Origin of the sequence: Actinosynnema sp. NPDC091369, assembly GCF_044757065.1 — a bacterium.
In the GTDB taxonomy this organism is placed as follows: Bacteria; Actinomycetota; Actinomycetes; order Mycobacteriales; family Pseudonocardiaceae; genus Actinosynnema.
On sequence record NZ_JBIVUG010000002.1, the window covers coordinates 139,782 to 163,686 of the forward strand.

Annotated in this window: 15 protein-coding genes; 6 read left to right on the forward strand and 9 right to left on the reverse strand. The window is 73.8% G+C overall.

Annotated elements, in window-relative coordinates:
- The first annotated feature begins 31 nt into the window (after nt 1-31).
- Nucleotides 32-535, forward strand: coding sequence for a universal stress protein (locus ACIQMJ_RS09030; protein ID WP_499760394.1), 504 nt, complete (start codon nt 32-34; stop codon nt 533-535).
- A gap of 28 nt (nt 536-563) precedes the next feature.
- Here the strand turns inward: ACIQMJ_RS09030 and ACIQMJ_RS09035 are convergent, their stop codons facing one another.
- Entirely contained in the window at nt 564-1,742 is a 1,179-nt protein-coding gene (locus ACIQMJ_RS09035; RefSeq protein ID WP_499760395.1) for a PucR family transcriptional regulator, read from the reverse strand.
- Nucleotides 1,743-1,929: 187 nt separating this feature from the next.
- Here ACIQMJ_RS09035 and ACIQMJ_RS09040 point away from each other — a divergent pair, with 187 nt between their 5' ends.
- The 4 genes from ACIQMJ_RS09040 to ACIQMJ_RS09055 all read left to right on the forward strand — a co-directional run bounded on the left by ACIQMJ_RS09040 (nt 1,930) and on the right by ACIQMJ_RS09055 (nt 6,106).
- Nucleotides 1,930-2,343, forward strand: coding sequence for a DUF3040 domain-containing protein (locus tag ACIQMJ_RS09040; protein WP_499760396.1), 414 nt, complete (start codon nt 1,930-1,932; stop codon nt 2,341-2,343).
- Between the two features lie 316 nt (nt 2,344-2,659).
- Nucleotides 2,660-3,025: a DUF5684 domain-containing protein gene (locus tag ACIQMJ_RS09045; RefSeq protein WP_499760397.1), complete on the forward strand. Its 366-nt coding sequence runs from the start codon at nt 2,660-2,662 to the stop codon at nt 3,023-3,025.
- Between the two features lie 103 nt (nt 3,026-3,128).
- Entirely contained in the window at nt 3,129-4,940 is a 1,812-nt protein-coding gene (locus tag ACIQMJ_RS09050) for a helicase-associated domain-containing protein (protein ID WP_499760398.1), read from the forward strand.
- A 365-nt stretch (nt 4,941-5,305) separates the two neighbouring features.
- Nucleotides 5,306-6,106, forward strand: coding sequence for a GNAT family N-acetyltransferase (locus ACIQMJ_RS09055; RefSeq protein ID WP_499760399.1), 801 nt, complete (start codon nt 5,306-5,308; stop codon nt 6,104-6,106).
- A gap of 241 nt (nt 6,107-6,347) precedes the next feature.
- On the opposite strand, the gene ACIQMJ_RS09060 is transcribed toward ACIQMJ_RS09055, so the two are convergent.
- The 4 genes from ACIQMJ_RS09060 to ACIQMJ_RS09075 all read right to left on the reverse strand — a co-directional run bounded on the left by ACIQMJ_RS09060 (nt 6,348) and on the right by ACIQMJ_RS09075 (nt 19,497).
- On the reverse strand, nt 6,348-7,412 hold the full coding sequence (locus ACIQMJ_RS09060) for an amidohydrolase family protein (protein ID WP_499760400.1): 1,065 nt from the start codon (nt 7,410-7,412) through the stop codon (nt 6,348-6,350).
- A 62-nt stretch (nt 7,413-7,474) separates the two neighbouring features.
- Nucleotides 7,475-7,963 (reverse strand): MarR family winged helix-turn-helix transcriptional regulator, encoded by a 489-nt coding sequence (locus tag ACIQMJ_RS09065; protein ID WP_499760401.1) that lies wholly within the window; start codon nt 7,961-7,963, stop codon nt 7,475-7,477.
- A 108-nt stretch (nt 7,964-8,071) separates the two neighbouring features.
- Nucleotides 8,072-10,348 (reverse strand): DUF8189 domain-containing protein, encoded by a 2,277-nt coding sequence (locus ACIQMJ_RS09070; protein WP_499760402.1) that lies wholly within the window; start codon nt 10,346-10,348, stop codon nt 8,072-8,074.
- 38 nt (nt 10,349-10,386) lie between these two features.
- Nucleotides 10,387-19,497: a LamG-like jellyroll fold domain-containing protein gene (locus ACIQMJ_RS09075; protein WP_499760403.1), complete on the reverse strand. Its 9,111-nt coding sequence runs from the start codon at nt 19,495-19,497 to the stop codon at nt 10,387-10,389.
- A gap of 132 nt (nt 19,498-19,629) precedes the next feature.
- Here ACIQMJ_RS09075 and ACIQMJ_RS09080 point away from each other — a divergent pair, with 132 nt between their 5' ends.
- The gene (locus ACIQMJ_RS09080; RefSeq protein WP_499760404.1) at nt 19,630-20,229 is read left to right on the forward strand and encodes a cysteine hydrolase family protein; all 600 of its coding nucleotides are present in this window, start codon (nt 19,630-19,632) and stop codon (nt 20,227-20,229) included.
- 6 nt (nt 20,230-20,235) lie between these two features.
- Here the strand turns inward: ACIQMJ_RS09080 and ACIQMJ_RS09085 are convergent, their stop codons facing one another.
- From ACIQMJ_RS09085 to ACIQMJ_RS09100, 4 genes are read right to left on the reverse strand one after another with little or no spacing between them, the layout of a single operon-like run.
- Nucleotides 20,236-21,207, reverse strand: a complete 972-nt coding sequence (locus ACIQMJ_RS09085) for a glycine betaine ABC transporter substrate-binding protein (RefSeq protein ID WP_499760405.1) — start codon at nt 21,205-21,207, stop codon at nt 20,236-20,238.
- Nucleotides 21,204-21,974 (reverse strand): ABC transporter permease, encoded by a 771-nt coding sequence (locus ACIQMJ_RS09090; RefSeq protein WP_499760406.1) that lies wholly within the window; start codon nt 21,972-21,974, stop codon nt 21,204-21,206. Before ACIQMJ_RS09090 ends, ACIQMJ_RS09085 begins: the two co-directional genes overlap by 4 nt.
- Complete coding sequence (locus ACIQMJ_RS09095) at nt 21,971-23,083, reverse strand: ABC transporter ATP-binding protein (protein WP_499760407.1); 1,113 nt, start codon at nt 23,081-23,083, stop codon at nt 21,971-21,973. Before ACIQMJ_RS09095 ends, ACIQMJ_RS09090 begins: the two co-directional genes overlap by 4 nt.
- Nucleotides 23,073-23,723, reverse strand: a complete 651-nt coding sequence (locus ACIQMJ_RS09100) for an ABC transporter permease (RefSeq protein WP_499760408.1) — start codon at nt 23,721-23,723, stop codon at nt 23,073-23,075. Before ACIQMJ_RS09100 ends, ACIQMJ_RS09095 begins: the two co-directional genes overlap by 11 nt.
- Between the last annotated feature and the right edge of the window lie 182 nt (nt 23,724-23,905).

Below are 23,905 nucleotides of genomic sequence, written 5' to 3' on the forward strand. Positions count from 1 at the left end.
GACCGGGCGCGGACAGCGGGAAGGTGGGGTGGTGAGTGCCCCGGATCACGACGAGCGCCGGCTGACGCTGCCCGCCGGTCGTTCCGCCGAGCGCGGCACGGCCCCGGTGCTGGTGGTCGGCTTCGACGGGCAGTCGGCGAGCCTGGCGGCGCTGCGCACGGCGGCCGGGCTGGCGCGTCGGCTGGGCGCGGACCTGCACGTGGTGCACGGCGTCGACGTGCGGGACTACCCGATCGACTCCGACGCGGCGGTCGAGGTCTGGGAGGGCCGGGCGCGGGAAGCGCTCGACCACCTGCACGCGCAGGTCCGCGACGCGTTGGCCGACCACCCCGGCGAGTGGGTCTACCACGCCTGGAACGGCGAACCGGTGCGGCTGCTGGTCACGGTGGCGGACGAGCAGGACGCCCTGATGATCGTGGTGGGCACGCACCGGCACCGGCCGCTGAGCCGGATGATGCGGCGCTCGGTCAGCCGCGGCCTGCCCACCGCCGCCCACCGGCCCGTGCTGCTGGTCGCCGACCCCGCCGGCCGGTGACCCGGGGGCGGCCGTCCGATGTGGAGCGTCAGGGCGTGTCGTCGGCGGAGGACGGCCAGTCCAACAGCTTCGCCCCGAGCACGGCAACGTGCAGCGACAGCGCCTGCGCCGGGTCGTCCACGCTGTAGCCGGTGAGGTCGGCGACGCGTTGGAGGCGGTAGGTGACCGTGCGGACGCCCAAGTGCAGCTGCCGGGCGCACGCGGCCGCCACCTGGCCGTTGGCGAAGTAGGCCGCCAGCGTCTCCATGAGCGGCTCGGCGCCGCCGCGCGCGCCGCGCAACGGTTGCAGGACGACCGACACGAGGTCCTCCAACGCGGCCCGGTCGCGCAACAGCACCCGGTAGACCAGCAGGTCCACGGCCTTGTGCAGGCGTCCGGGCAGCCCCAGCCGCTCGGCGATGTCCAGCGCGTACCGGGCCTGCTCGAACGAGCGCACCACGCCGCCGGGCCCGGGGTGGGCGCGGCCGAGCCCGACCCGCCAGGCGGCGTCGGACCCCAGCGCCGCGGCCACCTGGCGCACGAACTCGTCCGGCACGTCGGTCAGCGCGTCCGGGGCCACGCAGACCAGCAGGCCCTCCTTGGTGGTGACCAGCACGTCGCGGGAGTCCAGGCGCAGTCCCAGCGAGGTCTCGACCGCCCTCGCCACCTCGCCGCCGTCGACCAGCGGCTGCGCGGAGCGGACCGCCGCCACCACGGTGCTGCCGGCCAGCCTGAGCCCGAACCGCTCCGCCCGCTCGGCGAGCTGCCCGAGGTTGCGCCCTTCGAGCAGGTCGTCGACGAACTCCCGGCGGAACGACTCCTCTTGGCGCACCGCCCAGCGCTGCGCCTCCTCGTAGCCCTCCGCGATGGCCGTGACCGCCGCGTCGGCGGCCTTGAACACCGCCTCGCCCGCGGCCCGCACGGCGTCCGCGCCGGTCGCGCGCCGCACACCGGACAACGACCGCCACGCCAGCCAGGTGGCGCTCAGGTGCAGGTCGATCACTCCGTGCAGCGAGACGCCGCGCTCGGCCGCGCGGGCTCCGACCTCGCGGCGGACCCGGAGCTGCTCGGGCCGGAACGGCTTGCGGGTGGTGCTGATCCCGTCCAGTTCCTCCAGGTACCCGTCTAGGAGGTCGGCGGGTACGCCTTGTGCGTCACGGCTGGCCATGTCGGCGATGCCCGCCAACGCGTGCACCCCGGACGGGGACGTCCTCCTGGTCGGTGGCATGGGCAAGAGTCTGGCAAGCGCAGCCGCGGAGCGGGACGGGGGTCACCGTGCCGGCCGGGTTGCCGGTGTCCGGCAAGCAGCGGCCGTCTTCTCGGTGCCGTTCGCCCCTGTTGCCGGCCGTGCGACCGGGCGACCATCAGGTGGAGCGCACGCCGGCGGCGGGCGCGGCCCGACGGGAGGGGGCGGCATGCGGTGGTCGCTGTGGTTCGTGCTCGTCGGCCTGCTCGTCGCCTCGGCCGCCCGGACCCCGCCCGTGGCCACCGCGCTCGCCACGGGGCTGGTCACCGCCGGGTACGGCGCACGCCACCGGTGCCGGGCACGTCTGCTCCACCACCACGAACGGCTCCGCCTGCGGGCGATCGAGCGGCGGCTGGAGGCCGAGGACCCCGACTTCGCCGCACGCCTGCGCTTCCCCGCCGGCGCCGACCGCGGGCGGGCCGACCGGCCGACCGGGTGGCTCACCGCCGGGGCCGCGTTCGGCGTGCTGCTGACGGCGGTCGGCCTCGTCGGCGATCCGGGACTGGCCGTGGTCGGCGTGCTGATCACCCTCGGCGGCGTCGCCCTGCGCGTGCGGCCGGCGAGGCGGTCCGGCCCCCGCTAAGCCGTTGGCTGCCGGGTCACGCGGTTGACGCTCGGCGCACACGTCCCAGCATCCCGGAGAGCGGCCCCGGTTATGTCCACATCGGCCGGAATCCGGGAGCGGAACCCCTGGTGCTGTACGTCAACCCGTTCGTGCAGCGCGGCGCCGGCCGCCGACCCATCGGACCTGAATTGATCTCGAACAGCTCACGAATCGGTCAACCGCTCGCCGTCCCGGCTCGCCGGCTGGGAAAGTCCCGCGCCACGACCGGTCGGGGGAACCCCGATGCGTGCGAGCAGCGCCCGCACCTCCGCCGGTTGCCGGAAGGAACCCCTCGGTGAACCAGACCGACTCGTCCCTCGCCATCATCCCCGCGCTCATCGGCCTGGCGATCGCGATCTTCATGATCGCCGCCGTCTGGAAGGTCTTCACCAAGGCGGGCCGGCCGGGCTGGGCGGCGATCATCCCCATCTACAACATCTACGTGCAGCTCAAGATCGTGGGCCGACCGGGCTGGTGGCTGATCCTGTTCATCATCCCGGTCGTCAACATCATCATCTCGTTGATCGTCGCGATCGACCTGGCCAAGTCGTTCGGCAAGGGCACCGGGTTCGGCGTCGTCGGCCTGTGGCTGTTCGGGTTCATCGGCTACCCGATGCTCGCCTTCGGCAGCGCCACCTACCGCGGCCCCGCGGCGGCCTGAGCGTCGTGACCGGTCGGGCGTCCGCGCACAGGTGGGCGCCCGACCGGTGCGCGGAGGGCGGGACGCTTCCGGCGCGGCGGTGGTCTTGGGCAGAATCCCGGGGATGAGCGACGGTTCGTTCGCGGCGTACCTCGGTCGGATGGACCGGGCGGAGTTGGCCGACGTCACACGGCTGCGGCCGGAGGTGCGGGTGCCGCCGGTTCCGGAAGGTCCCCACGCGCTGGCGGCGCGGTTGAGCGAACGCGGGTCGTTGGCCGCGGTGCGGTTGGTGAGCCGGGACGCGGTGGCGGCGGGGCGGGCGGCGGCCGGGTTGGGCCCGTCGGCCACGGTCGCGTCCGTGGCGGAGCTGACCGGTGGTGATCGCGAGGCGGTCCGGTCGGCGTTGGGTGAGCTGCGGCGGGTGGGGGTGGCGTGGCCGGACGGCGAGGTGGTGCGCCTGGTGCCGCCGGTCCTGGAGCGGTGGCGGCGGGCGGCAGGACCGGTGGAGGTGACCGGGCCGCCGGCGGTCGAGCCGGGTCGTGGCGGCTCGGACGGTGAGCTGCGGGCCGCGGTGCAGCACCTGCTGCGGTCGGCCTACGCGTTGTCGGACACGAGCCGGCCGATCGCGGGGTTGAAGAAGGGCGGGGTCGGGGCCAAGGAGCGGCAGCGGTTGGGCGCGGCGCTCGGGTTGGCCGACGACCACCTGTCCCTGGTGCTGGACCTGCTGTTCGCGGCCGGGTTGACGGTGCAGGTCGGGACGGCGTTCGAGGTGACGGCGCGGTACGAGCGGTGGCGGGCGGCGACGCCGGCGCGGCAGTGGGCGGAGTTGGCGTCGGCCTGGCTGTGGTTGCCGCACTCCCCGACGGCACGGCGGCACGCGGCCGTGTCGAGGGTCGAGTCGTCGCACGTCCGGGCGGCTCGGTGGGCGGTGCTGCGGGCGAGCCGGGGCGGGTTGTCGGTCGAGGGGGTCGCGGCGGCCTCCCACTGGTTCTGCCCGGCGGTGCACCAGCACGTCGACGGGGTGGCGCGCGAGGCGGAGATGCTGGGCGTGGTCGTGGGGGACGCCTTGAGCGTGTGCGGTGAGGCGTTGTTGTCCGCGGGTGACGCGGAGGCGTTGGCCGCATCGGTGGCCGAGGTGGTGGTGCCGATGCGGTTCGAGCTGGAGATCTTCGAGGACCTGAGGGCCGTGGTGTTCGGGCAGTTGACGGTCGAGGCGGCGCGTGTGTTGGAGGCCGCCGCGGAGAGCCGGGCGGAGGACGGGGCGCGGGTGTGGCGGTTCACCCCCGCCGGCGTGCGGGCGGCGCTCGCGCAGGGGTGGACCGAGGAGTCCTTGCTGGCCGCGTTGGACGAGCTGACGCAGCGGAAGGTGCCGTGGGCGCTGCTGGGCGAGCGCGGGCGGGGTCGCGTGCGCGTGCGGGAGGTGCGGTGCTGCGTGGTGGCCGAGGCGGAGGTCATCGCCGAAGTGGTGCGATTACCCGGTTTCACCGAGATGGCGCCGACCGTGGCGGGCAGTGCGATGACGCCTCCGGAGGTGGTCGAGCTGCTGCGGGCGGAGGGGTTCGCGGTGGTCGAGGACCCGTCGACGGGTGGTGTCGCGGTCCGGCGGCGGAAGGCGCGGACAGCCACCGCGGGGCCTGGGGTGGAGCCGGTTCCGGTGGACCTCACCGACCTGGGCGAGCCGACGACGGCGCGGTTCGTGCGGTCGCGGAACCGGGCGCTGTCGGAGGAAGCGGTGGCGCTGCTCGCGGAGGCCGTCGACGGGAAGTCGGACGTGCGCGTCGAGTACGTCGACGGCAAGGGCGAGTCCTCCCGGCGCACGATCACCCCGATCCGGTGGGACGGGCCGTTCCTGGTGGCGTGGTGCCACCTGCGCGAGGCCGAGCGGCAGTTCCGGGTGGAGCGGATCAGGGCGGTCTCGCCGGGTGGAGGCGAGTGAGGACCCACCGGGGTGCGGACGGCGCCGCCGACGAGTTGGCCGGCGCCGACGCCGTTGCCGCCCTGCCAGTAGAACGTGACCTCGATGCACGTCTTGCCGCTCGGGACGAGCGTCGGCGCGTACACCACCTCCGGGTTGCCCGACGGGATGCCGATGCCGGGGTTGACGGTGTGGATGGCCTGCGCGCCGTCGGAGACGACGGTCGGGAACGCGCCCCACGCGGTGTGCAGGGAGCCGCTCCACGGCGGCAGGGGCGCGGTGGCCGCCCCGACTGCGTCCAACGCCAGAACGCGATCACGGCGCGCGCGGGTGCCCGAACCCACTCGCTAGGCTGGCTCGACCCGACCACGCGACAAGGGGATTCCATGACCGACCTGTCCGCCTCGATCGAATCGGTGGAGCAGCTCGCCCACGTCTGGCGCGGCATGGTCCTCGACCGCGATCCGGACGCCGACGTGCGGGACCTCCCCGGCATCGCGGTCCGCTGGGCCGACTGCCGGTTCGCGTTCTGGAACTGCGTCACGATGACCGACGTCGGCGCGGACGCGGAGCTGGTCGAGCAGCGACTGCACGAGGTCGCGGACATCATGCGCGCCAAGCAGCGGCCCGGTTTCCTGTGGCTGTTCGAGGACCTGCTGACCGAGGACGCGCGCGCCGCGCTCGACGCGGCGGCCGACCGCGCCGGTCTCCGCCACGCCTTCCCCGGCACCGGCATGGCGGGCGACCTGCTGCCGCTCGCCGACCCGACCCACCCCGACCTGACGTTCGTCCGCGTGACCACCGACGAGCAGCTGCTGGCCTACGCCGACCTGAACTCGCGCGCCTACGGCTTCCCGCTGGAGGACGGTCGTGACGGCCTCGCGGGCTCGACCCTGTGGAAGGGGGACGTGCACGCGTACCTGGGCTTGCGGGACGGCGTTCCGGTGACGTGCGCGGGCGCGGTCGAGGCGGACGGCCGGTTGTTCGTCGCCCTCGTCGCCACCGACCCGGAGTGCGAGCGGTCGGGCTACGGCGAGGCCGTGACTCGGAAGGTGCTGTTCGAGGGCGGCCGGGCCACCGGGCTGACCAGGGCCACCCTGCACGCCACCGTCGCCGGCGCGCCCGTGTACCGGAGGATCGGCTTCGAACCGAACTCGACCGTGCACTTCTACGGCCTCAAGGGCTGAACCGGGGATCGGCCCGGCCGCGAGCAGGACCCCCGGCGCACCTGCGGCGCGGTGGCCGCCGGGGGCGGCGGTTCGGGGTGCGGCACGCGCTGTTCCCCGCAGTAGCGCGACGCGCGTTCGCCGCCGCGGATCGACGTGGTCGCCGAGCACGTCGAAGCGGGGCAGCCCCCAGGCGATGCCTCCACGTTCGTGTGCCGAGGGCCGGACGCGGCCGAGACGGGTTCTCCCGCGCGGCCGTGCTCTAGGCGGGAGCGGGGACGCCGCGCTTCCACACGCCGACGATGTCGCGGGTCGCGGTGATGTCCCGGGTCGGGTCGCGGGCGACCAGCAGGAGGTCGGCGCGCATGCCGGTGGCGAGGACCCCGCGGTCGTGGAGGCCGAACACGGCGGCGGCGCGGGAGGTCGCGGCGGTCAGCGCTGCGGACGGGGTCAGGCCCGCCTCGACCAGCAGGACCAGTTCGTCGTGCGCGGAGCTGCCGTGGGGCACGCGGGCCGGTGAGGTGCGGTCGGCGTTCGCGTCCGTGCCGAGGACGATCGTCGCACCGGCCTCGTGCAGGGCCTTGGTGGACGCCAGCGTGTGGGCGAAGTTCAACGACTTGGGCGTGAACGGGAGCTTGAGGGTGCGCAGGATCGTCCGCATCATCACCAGGGTCGGTGACACGGCGGTGCCGGCGGCGGTGATCCGCCGGGCCAGGTCGGCGGACACGGTGTCCCTGATGGGCGCGTGGGTGATGATGTCCGCGCCCGCGTCGAGCGCGACGGTGTACGCACGACTGGACGCGGCGTGCACCACCACTTTCTTCCCGGCGCGGTGCGCGTGGGACACGATGGCGGCGACGGTGTCCGGGCTGAGCGGTTCCGGCTGGAACGGCAGCCTCTCCTCCAGCACGACCTTGAGGTAGTCGGGGCCCTGGGCGAGCCGGTCGGCGGTCCACCGGGCCGCGTCCTCGGGTCCCCGGACGGCCGTCGAGGCGGGGAAGCCCATCTTCCGCACCGCCCGGCCGCGCACGGCGCACGCGGGAGACGAGACACCGCGCAGATCGGCGCGGGCGTCGTCGTCGGAGTCGCGCCACGCGCGCAGTTCCTCCCACCGGGGTGTGCCCATGTCGAGCATGGTCGTCACGCCCCAGCGGAGCCCGGTCGCGAGCTGGTCGGGGTGGTCCACGTGCACGTGGGTGTCGATCAGGCCGGGCAGCAGGTACCCGCCCCGCCCGTCGACCTCCGCTCCCCCGGCGCGCTCGACGAGCACGCCGTCCGCCACGGCCACCGAGGTGGGCGGACCGAACGTGCCGTCGGCGGCGAGCACGTGGACGTCGGTGATGGTGAACCGGGAGATGTCGTGCCTCCACGAGCCGGGCGGACAACGCTTCAGGAGTGGTCGAGCAGGGTCAGGACGGCCGTGAGGCTTTCGGTGACCGATCCGATGCGGGCCGCGTCGACCGGGCGGAGCAGTTCGTGCTGCGCGGCGACGACCTCGCCGACCACCCGCCGGGCGACGGCCGCGCCGTCGGGCGTCAAGGAGATGCGCCGGCTGCGCCCGTCGGTCGGGTCCGGGGTCAGGGCGGTGCAGCCGCGCCGTTCCAGCGACCGCAGCACGTTGCTCAGCCCGCCCGTGGTGAGCAGCAGCCGGGACGACAGCTCCGACGGCCTCAACGGCGCGTCGTCCGCGGTCAGCAGGGTCCCGAGCACGTCGTACTCGGCCCGGCTGAGGTCGAAGCGGGCCAGCACGGCGACCGTGACGCGGTCGGTCAGGGCGTGCACCCGCGCCACGCGCTTGGTGAACTCGATCGTCGCCGCGGGCAGCTCCGGCGCTTCCCGCGCCCACCACCGGACGATCTCCGCCACCTGATCGGTCACCACCACCTCCGCCGGATAGCTTTGCAGAAAGCTTTCTACAAAGCTATCACGGACGCGGCGACGGCCACCCGGCGGTGGGGCCCGCCGGGTGGCCGTCGGTCTCCGGGACTACCGCGGTGCGGCCAGCAGGGTCGGCTCGCCGAACGCCGCCGCGCCGGGCACGCCGCGCCGGTCGTAGATCACCACGGTGCCGTTGGGCGTGCGGTAGGTGATCGTCCACAGCGGAGTGCTGCCGTTGTTCACCGTCGTGGTGGCCGGGTCGGTGGCCGACGGCAGGTCCGGGGTGTTGACCGGCGACCAGTCGCCGAACACGCCGGAGCCCGAGGTCGTCTCGAAGCTGGCGTGCAGGATGCCGTCCGCCGCGCGGGCGACGACGGCGGTGCGGCCCAGCTGCGGGTCCAGGACGGCCGACGGCGCGCCGGCCGAGACGAAGGTCCCGACGCTGTCCCACGCGGCGGGGAACACGCCGGCCGCGTCCTGGACCTTGGTGGTGACGGTGCCGTCGGCGGCGGTGGCGAAGACGCGCAGCCGGTAGCCGGGGTAGACGACGACCGACGGCGTGCCCTGGCCCGTGCCGCCCAGACCGGTCCACGCGGACGTGGTGCCGTCGGTGCGGTGCAGCAGGGTGCCCACGGTGCCGTCGCTCACCCGGCCGAACACCTGGACGCCGTCGCGGACCTGCACGGCGACGGGCGTGCCGGTGAGGTCCACGTCGCCGAGGTTGCGCCACACGCCCGCGATGTGCGCCCACAGCCTGCCGTCCACGTCGGCGGCGAACAGGGCGGTCGAGCCGTTGGCGAGCGTCACGGCGGCGGGCGCGGCGGCCAGGGAGCCGCCCAGGTCCGACCACCCGGTCCAGGTGGCGGCACGGGGCGCGGTCTGGCTGCTGGACCACACGTCGCCGCCGTCGGAGTACTGGGCGAACACGGCCAGCGATCCGTCGGCCCTGGCGTTGAGCGCCGGACGTCCGGTGAACGCCTCGTTGCCCGAGATCACCGTGTACTGGACGGTGCCGAAGTTGTCCAGGTTCTCCTGGTGGCCGATGACCACGCGGCCGATGTTGTCGACGTAGGCGTACTCCAGCGCGCCGACGAGCTGCCCACCGGTGGCCGGCGCCTGCACGACCGTGACCGGCGTGTCGGGCACCACCGGCACGACGGGCTGCGGCTCGGCGAACCAGCCCTCCAGGTCGATGTAGGCGGTGATGGCGCTGGAGCTGAGGTTGCGGACGCGGACCTTGCCGTCCGTGCCCGGTTTGATGACGGTGGACGACCGGTGCGTGGAGTTGGCCGCGAACTGGGTCTGCGTCGCGGACGGTTCGGCGGTGCCGGTCGGCCACGCGCGCAGGGTTCCGGCGACGCTGCCCGCGACCGCTTGCATGCTCAGCGCCGCGCCCGCGATCCCGCGCGTGGGCAGGCCGTTGGTGCCGCCGACGGCGATGTCGATCGAGGAACTGGCCGCGATCTGCCCCGCGTACAACCGGGCGGTGACCGGCCGCAGGCCCGCGCCCGCGGTGGCGGCCTTGGTCGCGTACCCCATCAGGTCGACCACCAGGTGCGCCGCGCCCGAGCCCTTGTTGGTGATGATCACCTTGCCGTCCGCGCCGAGGGTGATGGCGGTGCCGGCCGCGTTGTTGATGCCGTTCTCGTAGTCCATCAGGGGTTGGACGCCGGTCGTGCCGGACGCGGTGGCCTGGAAGTAGCCGCGTTCGGCCGGTGGCGACAGCGTGACCTGCGCGAACACGGCCGCCGCGCCCACCGGCACACCCGCGGTGGCCAGGCTGATCGTGCGGCTGGCACCGGCCGGGATCGCGCCCGCCGTGATGCCCAGGCCGGTGTTGGTGTTGATCACCCGGCTGGGCGTGACCGGGACGAACCCGCCGTTGGTCGCGCCGGTGCTGGTGGTGAAGTAGCCGTGCACCTCGACCACGATGTGCACGGTGCCGCCGTAGTTGTACACGGCGATCCGGCCGTTGGCCCCCGGGCGCACGATCGCGCCGTTGGACAACGTCTGCGTGGCCATCACGTTCACCATCGACACGCTGGGCTGCGGCGCGCCGTCCGGCCACACGGTCAGGTAGGTGTTGGCGGTCGGCGTCACGGCCACGACCCGCAGGTACAGGGCGTTGACCCCGGACGTGGGGATGCCGCCGACACCCAGCACCGGGAACGTGGTGACGCTCTTCGCGCCCCGCGAGCCGGTGACACCGCCGGCGCCCGAACGCGTGTCGAGCACCGACCGGGCGGTCGTGAACGGCACGTAGTCACCGCCCCGGCCCGCCGCGTCGGCGTGCGCCGCCGGTCTTCCCGGGACGACGGCCAGCGCCAGCGCCACGAGCGCGGCCACGAGCACCGCGACCCCTCGCCGCGATTCTACTGTGGACATTGCTCTCCCTCTTCTCCCAGCGCCGCCGCTTCCGGGCGTCACCACGAACTGCTCTTCGGGCAGCCGATGAGGCACTTCGACTCCGACACCCCGAAGCCCACGTCGACGCCGTCCTTGCTGGGCGGTGCGATGGACACGCCCACCTCGACCGCGGTGCGCCCGTCGGGGAGGGTGTGCGACGTGCCGGCGGCGGGGGTGATCCACCAGCGCTGCACGGTGCCGTTCCACCCGGCCGCCGGACCGACGGTGAAGCTGTTGGTGTCCTCCTTGGTGGGGTTGGCCTGGGGCAGCCAGCCGCCTCGCAGGCCCACGCCGGCACCCGGCGTCGAGATGCCGGCGCCCATGCCCCACGACACCTGGCCGTGGCTGGTGACCGTGATGCTGATCGACCGGCTGAACCCGATCGGGCCGAACGCCTTCGTGGCCAGCGACCCGTCGAGCGTGACGTAGTCCGGCGCGGTGTCACCGCCGACCAGGCTGAGCGGTGCGCTGCCCAGACCGGCGCGCCAGGCGCAGTTGAACGCGCCCTCGCACGGCAGGGACTGGAACACCGGCATCTCGGCGTACACCCGGGCGACCCCCACGATGCTCGCGCCCGGCGCGGCCACCGCGTTGGCCGCCGCCGTCACCAGGTCCTTCGCCACCCGCGCCACACCGGACGGGTCGCCGCGCAAGACGCCCACGACGGCGGCCGGCACGTGCGACGCGGCCGACACCAGCGGCTTCACCACGGACATCACGGGTTTCAGCGCGGCCGCGACGATCTTCACCGGAACTGTCTTCGCGACCTGCTCGATGATGCCGCGGGCGATGCGGCTGACCTTCTCCCGCGCGGCCTTGCGCTTCTTCTCCAACCGCCGCGCGGTCTCCTCGGCCCACTCGCGAGCCTGTTCGGCCTTCTCCTTGGCGTCGCGGATGATCCGCCTGCCGCGTTCCTCGGCCCTCTTGACCAGCCTGGTGAAGCCGCGCCGCACCTTGTCGATGCCGCCCTTGAACCGCTTCCACTGGCGTCCGGCCCACGAGCGGGTGCTCTTCCACTTGCGGGAGACCCACTTCACGGCGCTGTCGAACTTGCGCTTGCCCCAGGCTTTGACCTTGTTGACCAGCCGCTTGCCCTTGTCCACCAGGCCGGTGACGCGCTTGACCGCGGACTTGAACATGCGCTTGCCGAAGTCCTCCAGCCGCCGCAGGCCCGACCCGGCGCTGCGGAAGACCGTGGTGACCCGCTCCGCGGTGGAGCTGACGAAGTCGCCGACCTTCTTGCAGATGCCGCAGGAGAACTTGGGCAGGTGGCCGTCGGGGTCCTCGTTGCCCAGCGGGTCGGCCGCGCCGTAGGTGTAACGGTTGGCCAGCACCGAGTCGCCCTCGCCGTAGTCGAGGCTGTCCCGGGACAGGAACGTGCCGGTGTCGGGCGAGTACCAGCGCGCGCCCATGTCGACGTCGCCGGTGTCGGGGTCGGTCCAGTCGCCCTGGAAGCCGAGGTTGCCGGTGTCGCCGGTGGTGGCCACCGCCTTGCCGAACGGGTCGTAGGTGGTGGTGTCGGTCAGCCGGGGCAGCGCCAGGTCGGCCGCGAGGAACGCGCCGACCACGTCGCCGTGCTCGTCGCCGATCGCGATCCGGTCGCCGACGGCGAGCAGGTCGTCGGACGGCCCGCGGGCGTACCTCTCCACGCCGTCGGACACCGGTTCGTCGGAGAGGCCGGCGTAGGTGAACCGGCCGGAGCCGCGTTGGACGAGGCGGTCCAGGGCGTCGTAGGCGTAGGTGCGGTCCCCGGCGCGGACGAGCTGGTCGAACGCGTCGAACTCGTAGGTGACGTCGCCGCGGGACGCGAGGGTGCCGCGCGGGGTGTGGGTGTAGGCGCGGTCCCCGTCGTGGACCAGCCGGTTGCGCGCGTCGAAGGTGGCGGTCTTGCCGCCCGCCCGGACGCGGTTGCCCGAGGCGTCCCAGGCGTAGTCGACGGTGCCCGCCGGGCTGGTCCACGCGGTGAGGCGGCCCGCCAGGTCGTAGCGGTAGGTCTGCTCGCCCGCGGACGTGGTCTTGCCGGTCAGGCGGTCGTTGTGGTCGTAGCGGTAGGTGACGGCCGCGACGGTCTTGGCCTCCGCGTTGCGCAGCACGTCGGAGGCGACGCGGCCGAGCTCGTCGAACCCGTAGGTGCGCACCCGGCCGGCGCCGTAGTCGACGGTGGACAGCCGGCCCGCGGCGTCGTAGGCGTAGCGCTGGGTGGTGCCGGTCAGGCCGTCGGTGACGGTGGACAACCGACCGCCCGCGTAGCCGAACGTGGACGTGCCCGCCGCGTCGGTGCGACTGGTGGGCCGGCCGTCGGCGTCGTAGGCGAAGTCCGCGTTGCCGGACGGGCCGCGTGAGCTGAGCAGGTTGCCGCGGTCGTCGTAGGCGAACGTGTTGTCGCCGTCCGGTCCGCCCGCCAGCACGGGTCGGTCCAGCGCGTCGTAGGCGCGGGTGCGGGTCGGGCTCGGGACGGAGGCGCCCTTTCCGGACCGCGTGGTCGGCCGGTCCGCCGCGTCGTAGGCGACCTCGGTGACCACCGCGCCGGGCGCGGTCATCCGCACCAGGTTCCCGCCGAGGTCGTAGACCGCGGTCCAGCTGCGGTCGGCGGGGTCCGGGTGCGCGGGGGTCGACGGCTCGACCAGGGATTCGACCAGGCCGAGCGCGTTGAACGTGAAGAACGTCGGGTTGCCCCGGCCGTCGGTGTAGCGGGTGCGGCGACCGGCCGCGTCGTAGCCGAACGACGTGGTGATGGACTCGGTCGCGGACACCGGCTCGACCTGGCGCACCAGGCGGTCGTCGGCGTCGTACTCGAACGTCGCGGTCACGCCCATCGCGTCGGTGGACGAGGTCCGGTTGCCCTCCACGTCGTAGGTGTGCCGCTGCGAGCGGATCGTGGACCCGTCCGGGCGCAGGTCGGCCTGCGCCACCAGCCGCCCGGCGGTGTCGTAGGTGCTCTGCGCCGTGCGGCCGGTCGCGTCGGACTGCCGCACGAGCCGACCGCTCGCGTCGTACCCGTGGTGCGTGACCACGCCGGCCGGGTCGGTCGTGCGGATCACCCGGCCCACCGCGTCGTACGCCGAGAGCGTGACCGCGCCGGTCGGGGTCTGCTCGCGCACCACGTTCCCGGCGTCGTCGTAGGTGAAGCGGGACACCAGGTTGTCCGCCACGGGACGGCGTTCGACGTGGGTGCTGGTCACGCGCCGGTCGAGGTCGTCGTAGGTGGCGCGGGTGACGCCGCCCAGCGGGTCGGTGCCGGTCAGCTCCTGGCCGGTGCGGGTGTAGGCGAACCGCCACACCGCGCGGTCGGCGTCGGTGGTCATCGGCCGGTCGACCGCGACGAGCCGGTTGAGCTGGTCGTAGGTGTTGCGCACGGTGTTGCCGCGCGGGTCCGTGACCTCCAGGACGTTGCCCAGCGCGTCGTAGCGGGTGCGGGTGGTCGGTGTGCCGGTGTCGGTCGAGCCGGGCGCGCGGTAGCCGGGCTCGGACGCGGTGACCTGCCGGCCGAGCCGGTCGTGGGTGAACCGCCGCACCTGGCCCACCTCGTCGGTGGACGCCGTCTGCTGCCCGAACGCGTCGTAGCCGGTCCGCGTGGTCGGCCGCACGGTGCCGGGCGTGCCCCCGGAGCTCTCCGCCCGCACCGGGGGCGCGATCTCCACGACCTCGCGGCCCAGCTCGTCGTAGGTGGTGTTCGTGGTGAACGCGGCCGGGTCGGCACCGGTCTCGTTGCCGCGCGGCGACGTCTCGGCGACCTTGTGGCCGCGCTGGTCGTAGGCGGCGGTGGTGATCATGGTGGTGCTGCCCGCGGTGACGGTCTCGCGGACGGCGTTGCCGGCGTCGTCGTAGACGTAGTCGACGACCTCGGGCGCGGTGGACACCGGCCACGGCACGTTGGACGCCTTGCCCGACCGGCTGACCCGCGTCACGTTGCCGCCCGCGTCGAACGCGGTGCTCGTGCTCAGCGCCAGGCCCTCCGGGTCGTGCACCACGGTGGTGCGGTTGCCCGAGCGGTCGTAGGCGGCGGTCGTGACGGACGTGCCGTCGTCGGACACCGTCCGCGTCACGTTGCCCGCCGCGTCGTAGGTGTTCTCCTGGAGCACGTAGTCGCGCGTGCTGCCGTCGGGGTTGTGGAAGTTCTTGAGCACGACCTTGTGCGGGCGGTCGTCGCCGAGGTAGGTGAACTCGACCCGCCTGCCCATCGCGTCGGTCTCACTGGCCTTGCGCCCGGCGAAGTCGTAGGAGAACGAGCGCAGCACCAGGTAGTCGCCGGTCAGCCCGCCCTCGGCGTCGGCCCGGTAGTCGCGCAGCCGAACCTCGGCGATGGCGTTGCGGGCGGTGTAGCCGAAGTCGTAGCGGGTGCCGCCCGCGTCGGTGGACGACACGACGTTGCCGAACCGGTCGTAGTCCTGGGTCGTCTCGCCGCCCTCGGCGTCGGTCACCCGGACCGGCCGGCCCGCCTCGTCGTAGGCGGTGAGGGTGGTGCGGGCGGGACCGCCGCCGAGCTGGTCGGTCTCCTCGACCTTGGTCTGGTTGCCGTCGGCGTCGTAGGCGATGGAGACCTGCCGCTGGTGCTTCGTGCCGTTCACCGCGTCGGTCGTCGCGGGCTCGGTCACCCGGGTCTGCCGGGACAGGGAGTCGTAGCCGTAGGTGGTGGTGACGCCGCCCGGGAACGAGTCGGAGACCTCCGTCTCGGTCGTCAGCCGGCCGAGGACGTCGTAGGAGTAGTTCGTGACCAGCCCGGACGGCGTGGTCAGGCGCGCCAGGTCGCCGTTGGCGTAGTACGCGTACCGGGTGGTCTTGCCGCGCGCGTCCACGGTCGTCAGCGGCAGGCCGGCGGGCACGATCCCGCCGCCCACGGCGGCCTCCGCGCCGTTGGTGTGGGTGTGGCGGACCGTCGAGCCGTCGGGTTCGGTCTGCGTGGCGAGCTCGCCGGTCGCCGTGTAGGTGTACGACGTGCGGAACGTCGGGTCGGTGGCGTTGGCCGACCGCGCGTCCCGGGTCTCCGCCGGCTGGTCCGCCCTCGGGTCCGCCGCGCCGCCGGCCGGGTAGGTGGTGTAGCTGGTGTGGCACTCGCCGGCGCGGCGGCACGTCCTGGTGGACGTGGCGTTGCCGCGCTCGTCGTAGGTCATGGTGACCGCGTCGCCGTTCTCGTTGGTGACGGTGGTCGGGTTGCCGCTCGCGTCGTACTGGTAGGAGCGGATCGCCATGCCGTTGACGGGGTGCCGCACGAACACCGGCCCGCCCGCGTCACCCGGGATCACCGTGCAGAACTTCGGGTCGTTCGGGTCCGGCGCGCTGCACTGCTCCACCGGTTCGGGCTGCGGCGCGGGCTGGTCCTCGTCGCGCAGCTCCAGGCCCAGCGGTGTGCCGGTGCGCAACAGCTTCCCGGTGACGCCGTCGAACTCGTACAGGACCGGCCGGTTGCCCGGGTCCAGCACCTGCACGCCGCGCCGCAGGTCGGCGTCGCCGCCGTAGACCGCGGTCGGGCCGATCTTCCACAGGCCGCCGTTGCGGTCGGTGTAGGTGGTGACGCGGTCCAGGTCGGCGTCGTAGGTGGCCCGCGAGGAGACGTTGCCGCTCGGCCGGGTCACGGTCGCGAGCTGGTCGGCGGCGGTCGTGCCCTGCCGGTGGTGCGTCGCCACGGCGTTCGGGCCCAGCGGGTGCGAGTAGACCGCCACCTCGTCCAGCGAACCGCTGAACGACCGCTGCGCCGCCGTGCCCCAGGCGGGCCACGACCCCGGTGTGCTGACCGACGCGGCGCCGACCTGGTTGAACGTCAGCTGCGCGTGGTCCAGCGCCACGCCGGTCGCCCCGGCCACCTGCGCACCGTCCAGGTACAGCGTCTGCGCCGTGCCCATCAGGGACAGCACGACGTGGTGCCAGCGGCCGTCGTTGACGGCGTTCGGCGAGGTCAGCGGTGCGATCGTGGCCGCGCCGAACTGTCCGCGCAGCCTGCCGTCCGTGCCGACGTACAGCACCGGGACCCCTCGACCCGGTGCGGTGCCGAACGCCTTGTCCTGGTAGCCGAGCAGCGGGCCGCCGGTGCCGGTGGTGTTGGCCTTGAACCACAGCTCGACCGCGCCGTCACGGCTCTTCTTCAGCAGACCCTTGGGCAGGTCCAACCGCGTGGTGGTGCCGTTGAACGACGCGGCCGTGCCGGGCGCGCCCGCCACCGCGCCCGCCGTGCCGAGCGCCGCGTTCACGTACGTGCCCGCGTCCTCACCCAGGTTGGCCGAGACCTCGCTGCCCGCGGCCGTGCCCTGCGCCTCGCCCAGCCGCCAGTACGACTCCGGCCGCGAGTCCAGCACCGCGCTGCGGTAGTGCGAACCGGTGCTGTAGGCGTACTTCGTGCACAGGCCGCCGGGCGCGCACGCCTGGGTCAGCGCGTCCCCCGTGTAGGCGTAGGTCCACGTGGTGTTCGCGTCGGTGGTCACGGACGTGATGTGCGCGCCGGTCCAGGTGAACCGCAGCGAGCGGCCCGCGGTGTTGCTCTGGCTGTTGGACACCTGCGCCTTGGCCAGCCTGCCGTCCACCGCGCTGTAGGTCAGCACCACCGACCGACCGGCGCTGTCGGTGATGCGGCTGAGCAGGCCGCTCGCGGTGAACAGGTGCGCGGTGCCCGACCGGTCGGCGAGCTTCCAGCCGCCCGACTCCTGCGTCAACGCCGCCACCCGGCCCGACGGCGGGGCGAAGGAGCCGTCGGGGTTGCGGCCGAACCGCACCGGCTGACCGTCCGGGAACGTCACCACGACGTTGCCCGTGCCGTCGTCGTCCGGGGTCAGGCGCATGTCGTACCGGCTGGTCCAGCCCGCGCCGAACACGCCGTCCCGGCGCGGGTCGAGGCTGTTGTAGGTGCGCACCACGTTCAGCTCGGGTCCGACGGTGGCCACGGTGGCGTCCACCGCGACGTTCGACACGCCGCCGGTCTGCGGCTCGAACTCGCGCTCGTCCGACGCGCTCGCCGACCGTGACGCCAGCTCCGGCTGCGGCACGTCCGCGTCCAACCCGGACTGCGGCGACGCGACCACGTTGCCCGCGTCGCGGACGAACACCCGCCACAGGTAGCTCCTGCCCCAGAACAGCTTGCCCTCCGGCACCGTCCACTGCGGACTCGGCTGTGCGCCGGAGGTGAAGCACAGCTTCGGGTCGTCCGCCCGGCACACCTCGAAGTCGAAGCTCAACGACGACCCGGGCGGCGCGTCGATGTCCAGCGCGCGGCCCCACAGCATCGGCGTCAGGGTCGGCGTGCGGTAGCCGTTCGGCGGGTGCAGCTCCTGCACCACCGGCGCGAGGTCGATCACGTCCAGCGCCAGCCGGGCAGGCGGCACCTGGTGGTCGGTGAACACCACGCCGCCGGTGCGGACCATGGTGAAGTCCAGGAAGTACGACCCCGGCGGCAGCGCCTTCACCGTCGCGTCGACGGTGACCTTCGCACCCCGCGCCACGGCGCCCGGCAACGACGCCGCCCGCTGCTGGCCGACGGCCGCGCCGGTCTTCGCGTTGTACGCCCGGTAGGCCAGGTAGTAGTCCGCCGCGGTCCACGCCTCCGCACCCTTGTTGGTGACGGTGACCTTGACCTTGCCGTCCTGGTTCTGCAGCACGGGCGGGTTCGGCACCGGGTCGGGGATGCCGTACTCGGCGTTGTAGGGGCTGTGCGTGACGAACAGCCGCGGCGGGTTCGCCGTGCCCGTGCCGGTGAACCGCTTGCCGGACAACGGGTCGGACACGTCCGCCCGCAGCGACAGGCCGTTGTTCGCCGCCGTGCCGTCCACCCAGCCCTGCACCAGCTTCGTGCCGTCACCGCCCAGGTCGAACACCTCGGCCGCGGCCGGGCACTGCGACGAGGACTGGCCCGTCGCCACGTAGCCGTGCGCGAACGACCGGCTCGCCAGCGAGGCGCCCACCGCCGGGCCGGGGTAGCTGTAGGAGCCCGTGGCCGTCCACGCCTGCGACACCGGGTGCACCGCGACCGGGCGGGCCCGGCACGAGGTGGCGTCGAACTCCACGACCTGGAGCTGCGCGCCGAAGACCACGTGGTGGCGCAGCCGGTCGACCAGGCTGCCGAACCGCACGTACGAGGCCGTCGACACGCCGGCCACCTGCCCGACCCGCAGTTCCGAGCCGCCCGCGACCGAGGTCGAGCCGCGCACCGACATCGCCGCGTCCGCCGCGCCGTCGTCCACCGGCAGCGCCACCGTCGGGTCGACCTCCACCGGGTACACCCGGGCCGGGTCGTCCAGCCACGCCCGGTCCAGCCGGACCTCCAGCACGCCGTCCACCAGCGCGTAGGTCACCCCGCGGGACACCGCGCCCGCCGCGTCCACCATGTCGCCGGGCGGCACCACGGCGTGCGCGGTGTCGCCGTCGGCCAGCACGAGCGTCTGCCCGTCCAGCCGCGCCCGGAGGTTGCGCAGGGTCAGCGGGAAGTCGAACGCGCGGGTGGCGGTGGCGTCCTTGAGGACCAGCGTCTCCTTCAGCCCGCCCGGTCGCGCTTGGAGCAGCAGGTCCACGCCGGGGCGCGCGTCGGGGTACCGGACCCGGTCGCCCTCGGCCTGGCCGGCGTTCCGGGCGGCGTCGGCCAGTCGGTAGCCGAACGCGTGCCGGTCGTCCAGCTCGACCCGGTGCTCGCCGTCGGCGTGCGCCGCCAGCGCCAGCCCGACCGCGTTGGTGGTGTTCCGCCAGCCGTCGTCGGTCCTGGTCAGCGCCGTGTCGATCGGCGCGAACGCGCCGTCGCGGTTGCGGTAGTTGACCGGGGCGGCGGAGAACTCGGTGGTCTCGGTGCCGTCGGCGTTGGTGTACACCCGCTCGTGCGGCCCCCGAGCGTCCACGCGCTCCCGGCTCGTCGCCCGGTCGAACCCGGTCCGCGCCGCGGTCGGGCCCGCGCTCACCGAGGCCGTGTTCGCCGGCTGCGGCGGCGCCTGCACGCGCGGGTGCAGGCTCCGGTGCGACGGCGGCAGCGTCCGGTTGACCACGCCCGGCTCCAGGTGCGGCTGCCCCGCCGCCGACCCCCACCGCTGCTCCGGCGCCGCGTTCGCCCTGGTCGGGAACACCGGGCCGGACGGTGCCGCCACGTCACCCGCCGCTGAACCGGCCAGCAGCAGCGCCACCAGCGCGAACACGGACGCACGGACTCGGTTGCGCCTCACGGGCCCCTCCCCCTGCGGGCAGCCGCCGCCGTACACCGACCTCCGGTGTCCCCCCGGACTGCCCCAGGCCCGACGACCGTAAGAACGGGCTCTAACAACTCTCTAATCGAGCGCGGGGCACAATCTGCGGCCATGAGCCCGAACGCACAGCGAGCAGCGGTGTTGGCGCTGCACTGGCAGGTCAACGTCATCAAGCCGGAGGGGTTCTTCGGCCCCATGCTCGCCGAGCCGGTGGCCCGCAGCGGCGTCGTCGAGCGGGCGGCGCGCTTGCACGCGCAGGCGGGCGTGCCGGTGTTCTTCACCCGGTTCACCGTCCCCGAGGGCGAGGGCGGGCTGGTGCGCAACACCGGGTTCATGCGCGCGGTCGCCGACGCCCAGGAGGCGTTCCGGCCGGACGCGCCGGGCGCGCGGCTGATCCCGGAGGTGGCCGGCGCGGCGGGGACCGTGGTCGACAACCAGAAGCTGTCCGGCCTGGCCGGCAACGACCTGGCCGTCCGGCTGTCCGACCTGGGCGTCGACACGCTGTTCCTGACCGGGGTGGCCACCAACCTGACCGTCGAGCAGACCGCGCGGCACGCCACCGACCTGGGCTTCACCGTGCACGTCGTGAGCGACTGCGTGACCGCCGCCGACGACGCCGCGCACGCCGCCTCGCTGGCGAACCTGGAGCTGACGACCGCCGGCTGCCTGACCGCCGAGGAGGTCCTGGCGCGGCTGCGCGGGAGGTCGTGAGCCGGGTCAGGAGGGCAGCGAGACGAACCCCTCGCGCACCAGCCAGTCGCGCGCGACCGCGGCCGGGTCGCGGCCGGCGACGTCCACCTCCGCGTTGAGGCCGCGGATGGTGTCGTTGTCGAGCCGCGCCACGATCGGCGCCAGCACCTCGGCGACCTGCGGGTGCGCGGTGTGGAAGTCCCGGCGCAGCACGACCGCCGCGTTGTAGCGGGGGAAGAACCTCTTGTCGTCCTCCAGCACGACCAGGTCCAGCGCGACGATCCGGCCGTCCGTGGTGAACACCTCGCCGAAGTTGCACAGCCCGGTCGAGGTCGCGGTGTAGATCGTGCCGGTGCCGAACGTCTTGACCTCGACCGCGCCGGGGTCGAAGCCGTAGGTCTCCGCCACGCCCGGAAAGCCGTCGTCGCGGCTGACGAACTCGGTCTCCAGGCAGAACACGGCCTCGTGCGGCGCGCGGGCGATCAGGGCGGCCATGTCGGAGGTGGTGCGCAGGTCGTGGGTGCGGGCGAACTCGCGGGTGACGGCGAAGGCGTAGGTGTTGTCGATCGCCGAGTGGTCCAGCCAGACCAGGCCGTTGCGGGCCAGGTCGGCGTCGCGGACCGCCTCGTACTGGGCCCGCTCGTCGGGGATGGGGTCGGTGTTGCCGAGGTAGCTGATCCACCCGGTGCCGGTGTAGTCCCAGGACAGGTCGACGTCACCGGTGAGCAGCGCCTGGCGGGAGCTGTTGGAGCCCTGGATGTTGGTCAGGTCGCGCACCTCGGCGCCCGCCGCGACCAGGGCGACCTCGGCGAGGTAGCCGAGGACCTGGTTCTCGGTGAAGTCCTTGGAGCCCACCGCGATGTCCACCCCGGCCAGCTCGGACACGGGTCGGATCGAGCCCGGCGCCACCTCGAAGGGCAGCGCGAACGACGATTCCAGCCCGCAGCCGGACGTCAGCAGCACCACCGCCGCGACCACCGACCGGGTGATCCGCCTCATCGCAGCCCCTTCGGTCCGAGGTAGGTCTCGACCAGGGCGCCGAGCCAGTCCACGAGCAGCGCGAGGCCGACCGCCAGCACGGCGCCGGTGACGAGCACCGGCGGCCGGGACAGCTTGTAGCCGGTGTCGATCAGCAACCCGAGCCCGCCACCGTTGACGAACACCGCGAGGGTCGCGACGCCGACCGCGTGCACCAGCGCGGTGCGCAGCCCGGCCAGGATCAGCGGCACGGCCAGCGGCAGCTCGACGCGGCGCAGCACGGCGCCCGCGGACATGCCGATGCCGCGCCCGGCGTCGACCAGCGCCGGGTCGACGCCCTGGAGACCGACCACGGTGTTGCGCAGCACCGGCAGCAGCGCGTAGAAGGCGATCGGCAGCACCGCCGCCCACAGCCCCTCCCACCCCGACACCAGGAAGAACAGCACCAGGACGCCGATGGACGGCGACGCCTGGCCGATCGTGGCGATGCCGAGGAACAGCGGCGCGGCCGGTCGGGCCCACCGGCGCGTGAGCACGACGCCGAGCGGGACGGCCACCACGAGGACCAGCGCGGCCACGACCAGGCTGATCACCAGGTGGTCCCGGGTCGCGGCCACCAGGGCGGACGCGGTGAGGCTCTGCCGCTCGATCGAGTCGAGGTCCCGGCTGAACGCCCACAGCAGCACGCCGCCGACCAGCGCCACCACGACGGCCGGCTGGACCAGCAGGCGCAGCCGGTCGGCCCGGCGCGGTGAGGCGGTGGGCGTCCGGACCGCCGCGGCCGTCACGCGTCCGCTCCCGCGTGGTCGTCGCGCAGCTTCTGCACGGCGCCGATCACGGCGTCCACCTCCACCAGCCCCACGTACTCGCCGCGCGCGCCGGTGACGACCGCCGCGCCGCCCTCGGTGAGGATGGCCTCCAGGGCGTCCTGCACCGTCGACTGGAGCGACAGCGTCGTGCCGACCGGCCGCGGTCGTCCCAGGTCGCGCTCGTGCACCCAGCTCACCGGTCGGTCGCGGGCGTCCAGCAGCAGCGCGTAGCGGTGCCCGGACGCGGCGAGCAGGCGGCCGACCTCGGCAGGCCGGTCGGTCACCGACGCGGTCACCGCCTGGCTCAGCTCGACCTCGCGCACCCGGCGCAGCCCGAGCTGCTTGAGCGACGCGCCCGCGCCGACGAACCCGGCGACCGTGTCGTCCGCCGGGTTGGCCAGGATCGCCTCGGGCGTGTCGTACTGCAGCACGCGCGACCGGGGACCGAGCACGGCGATCCGGTCGCCGATCTTGACCGCCTCGTCGAAGTCGTGCGTGACGAACACGATCGTCTTGCGCAGCTCGGACTGCAGCCGCATCAGCTCGTCCTGCAGGTTGCCGCGGGTGATCGGGTCCACCGCGCCGAACGGCTCGTCCATCAGCAGCACGGGCGGGTCGGCGGCGAGCGCGCGGGCCACGCCGACGCGCTGCTGCTGCCCGCCGGAGAGCTGCCGCGGGTAGCGGTCGCGGAACTCGGCCGGGTCGAGCCCGACCAGGTCCAGCATCTCGTCCACCCGGTCGGCGACCCGGGGACGCCGCCAGCCCAGCAGGCCGGGGACCGTCCCGACGTTCTGGCCGACCGTCAGGTGCGGGAACAGCCCCGCCTGCTGGATGGCGTACCCGATGCCGCGGCGCAGCTCGTCGGGGTCCAGCGACAGCGTGTCCACGCCGTCGATGGTGATGCGGCCCGAGGTCGGCTCGATCAGCCGGTTGATCATCCGCATCGTGGTGGTCTTGCCGCACCCGGAGGTGCCGACCAGCACCACCGTCTCCCCCGCCGGGACGGTCAGGCTGACCGACTCCACCGCGGGCGCCGCGACGCCGGGGTAGCGCTTGGTCACGTCGACGAGCCGGATCTCACTGGCCACGGATCCCCCTGGAGACGGTGCAGCGGCCGATCAGCGCGAAGACCCCGTCCAGGACCAGCGCGAGGACGACGATGCCGAGCGTGCCGGCCACCGCCTGGTTGGTCGCGTTCGCGCTGCCCGCCCTGGTCAGCCCGGCGAAGATCTCCACGCCCAGGCCGGGACCGCGGGCGTAGGCGGCGATCGCGGCGATCCCCATCAGCATCTGGGTGGCGACCCGGGTCCCGGTCAGGATCGCGGGCCAGGCCAGCTTCAGCTCCACCCCGGTCAGCACGCCCCACCGGCTCATCCCGACGCCCCGCGCCGCGTCGCGCACCGCCGGGTCGACGCCGCCGAGACCCACGATCGTGTTGCGCACGACCGGCAGCAGGCCGTACAGCACGAGCGCGACCACGGTCGGCGGCACGCCCAGGCCCAGGACCGGGATGAGCAGGCCGAGCAGGGCGAACGCCGGGATGGTGAGGATGGCGCTGGTCAACGCCGTCGCGGCGGTCGAGCCGAGCGGGCTGCGGTACACCGCGACCCCGATGCCCACCCCGATCACCGCGGCGACGGCCGCGCACTGCACCACCGCGCTGACGTGCAGGAGGGCTTCGACCAGCAACCGGTGCCACCGGTCGGCCAGGAACTCCCCGAAGCTCACGACCCCGCCCCCGATCCGGCGCGACCGCCCATTTCTGTCCACAGAGGACGGATGACCTACCCCCTCGTCCCGGGAACAACGGTCCGAACAGGACAGCGGCACGCGGTGCCGCGCGCCGCACCGCCATCATGCCGCAGCACCCCGCCCGCCCACCTGCCGATCACCTGACGATCACCGGATGA

What these genes read in the sequence shown, in the direction of transcription:
- ACIQMJ_RS09035 (WP_499760395.1), bottom strand. Translation starts at nt 1,742, where the DNA reads ATGCCACCGACCAGGAGGACGTCCCCGTCCGGGGTGCACGCGTTGGCG.
- ACIQMJ_RS09040 (WP_499760396.1), top strand. Translation starts at nt 1,930, where the DNA reads ATGCGGTGGTCGCTGTGGTTCGTGCTCGTCGGCCTGCTCGTCGCCTCG.
- ACIQMJ_RS09050 (WP_499760398.1), top strand. Translation starts at nt 3,129, where the DNA reads ATGAGCGACGGTTCGTTCGCGGCGTACCTCGGTCGGATGGACCGGGCG.
- ACIQMJ_RS09055 (WP_499760399.1), top strand. Translation starts at nt 5,306, where the DNA reads ATGACCGACCTGTCCGCCTCGATCGAATCGGTGGAGCAGCTCGCCCAC.
- ACIQMJ_RS09070 (WP_499760402.1), bottom strand. Translation starts at nt 10,348, where the DNA reads ATGTCCACAGTAGAATCGCGGCGAGGGGTCGCGGTGCTCGTGGCCGCG.
- ACIQMJ_RS09080 (WP_499760404.1), top strand. Translation starts at nt 19,630, where the DNA reads ATGAGCCCGAACGCACAGCGAGCAGCGGTGTTGGCGCTGCACTGGCAG.
- ACIQMJ_RS09085 (WP_499760405.1), bottom strand. Translation starts at nt 21,207, where the DNA reads ATGAGGCGGATCACCCGGTCGGTGGTCGCGGCGGTGGTGCTGCTGACG.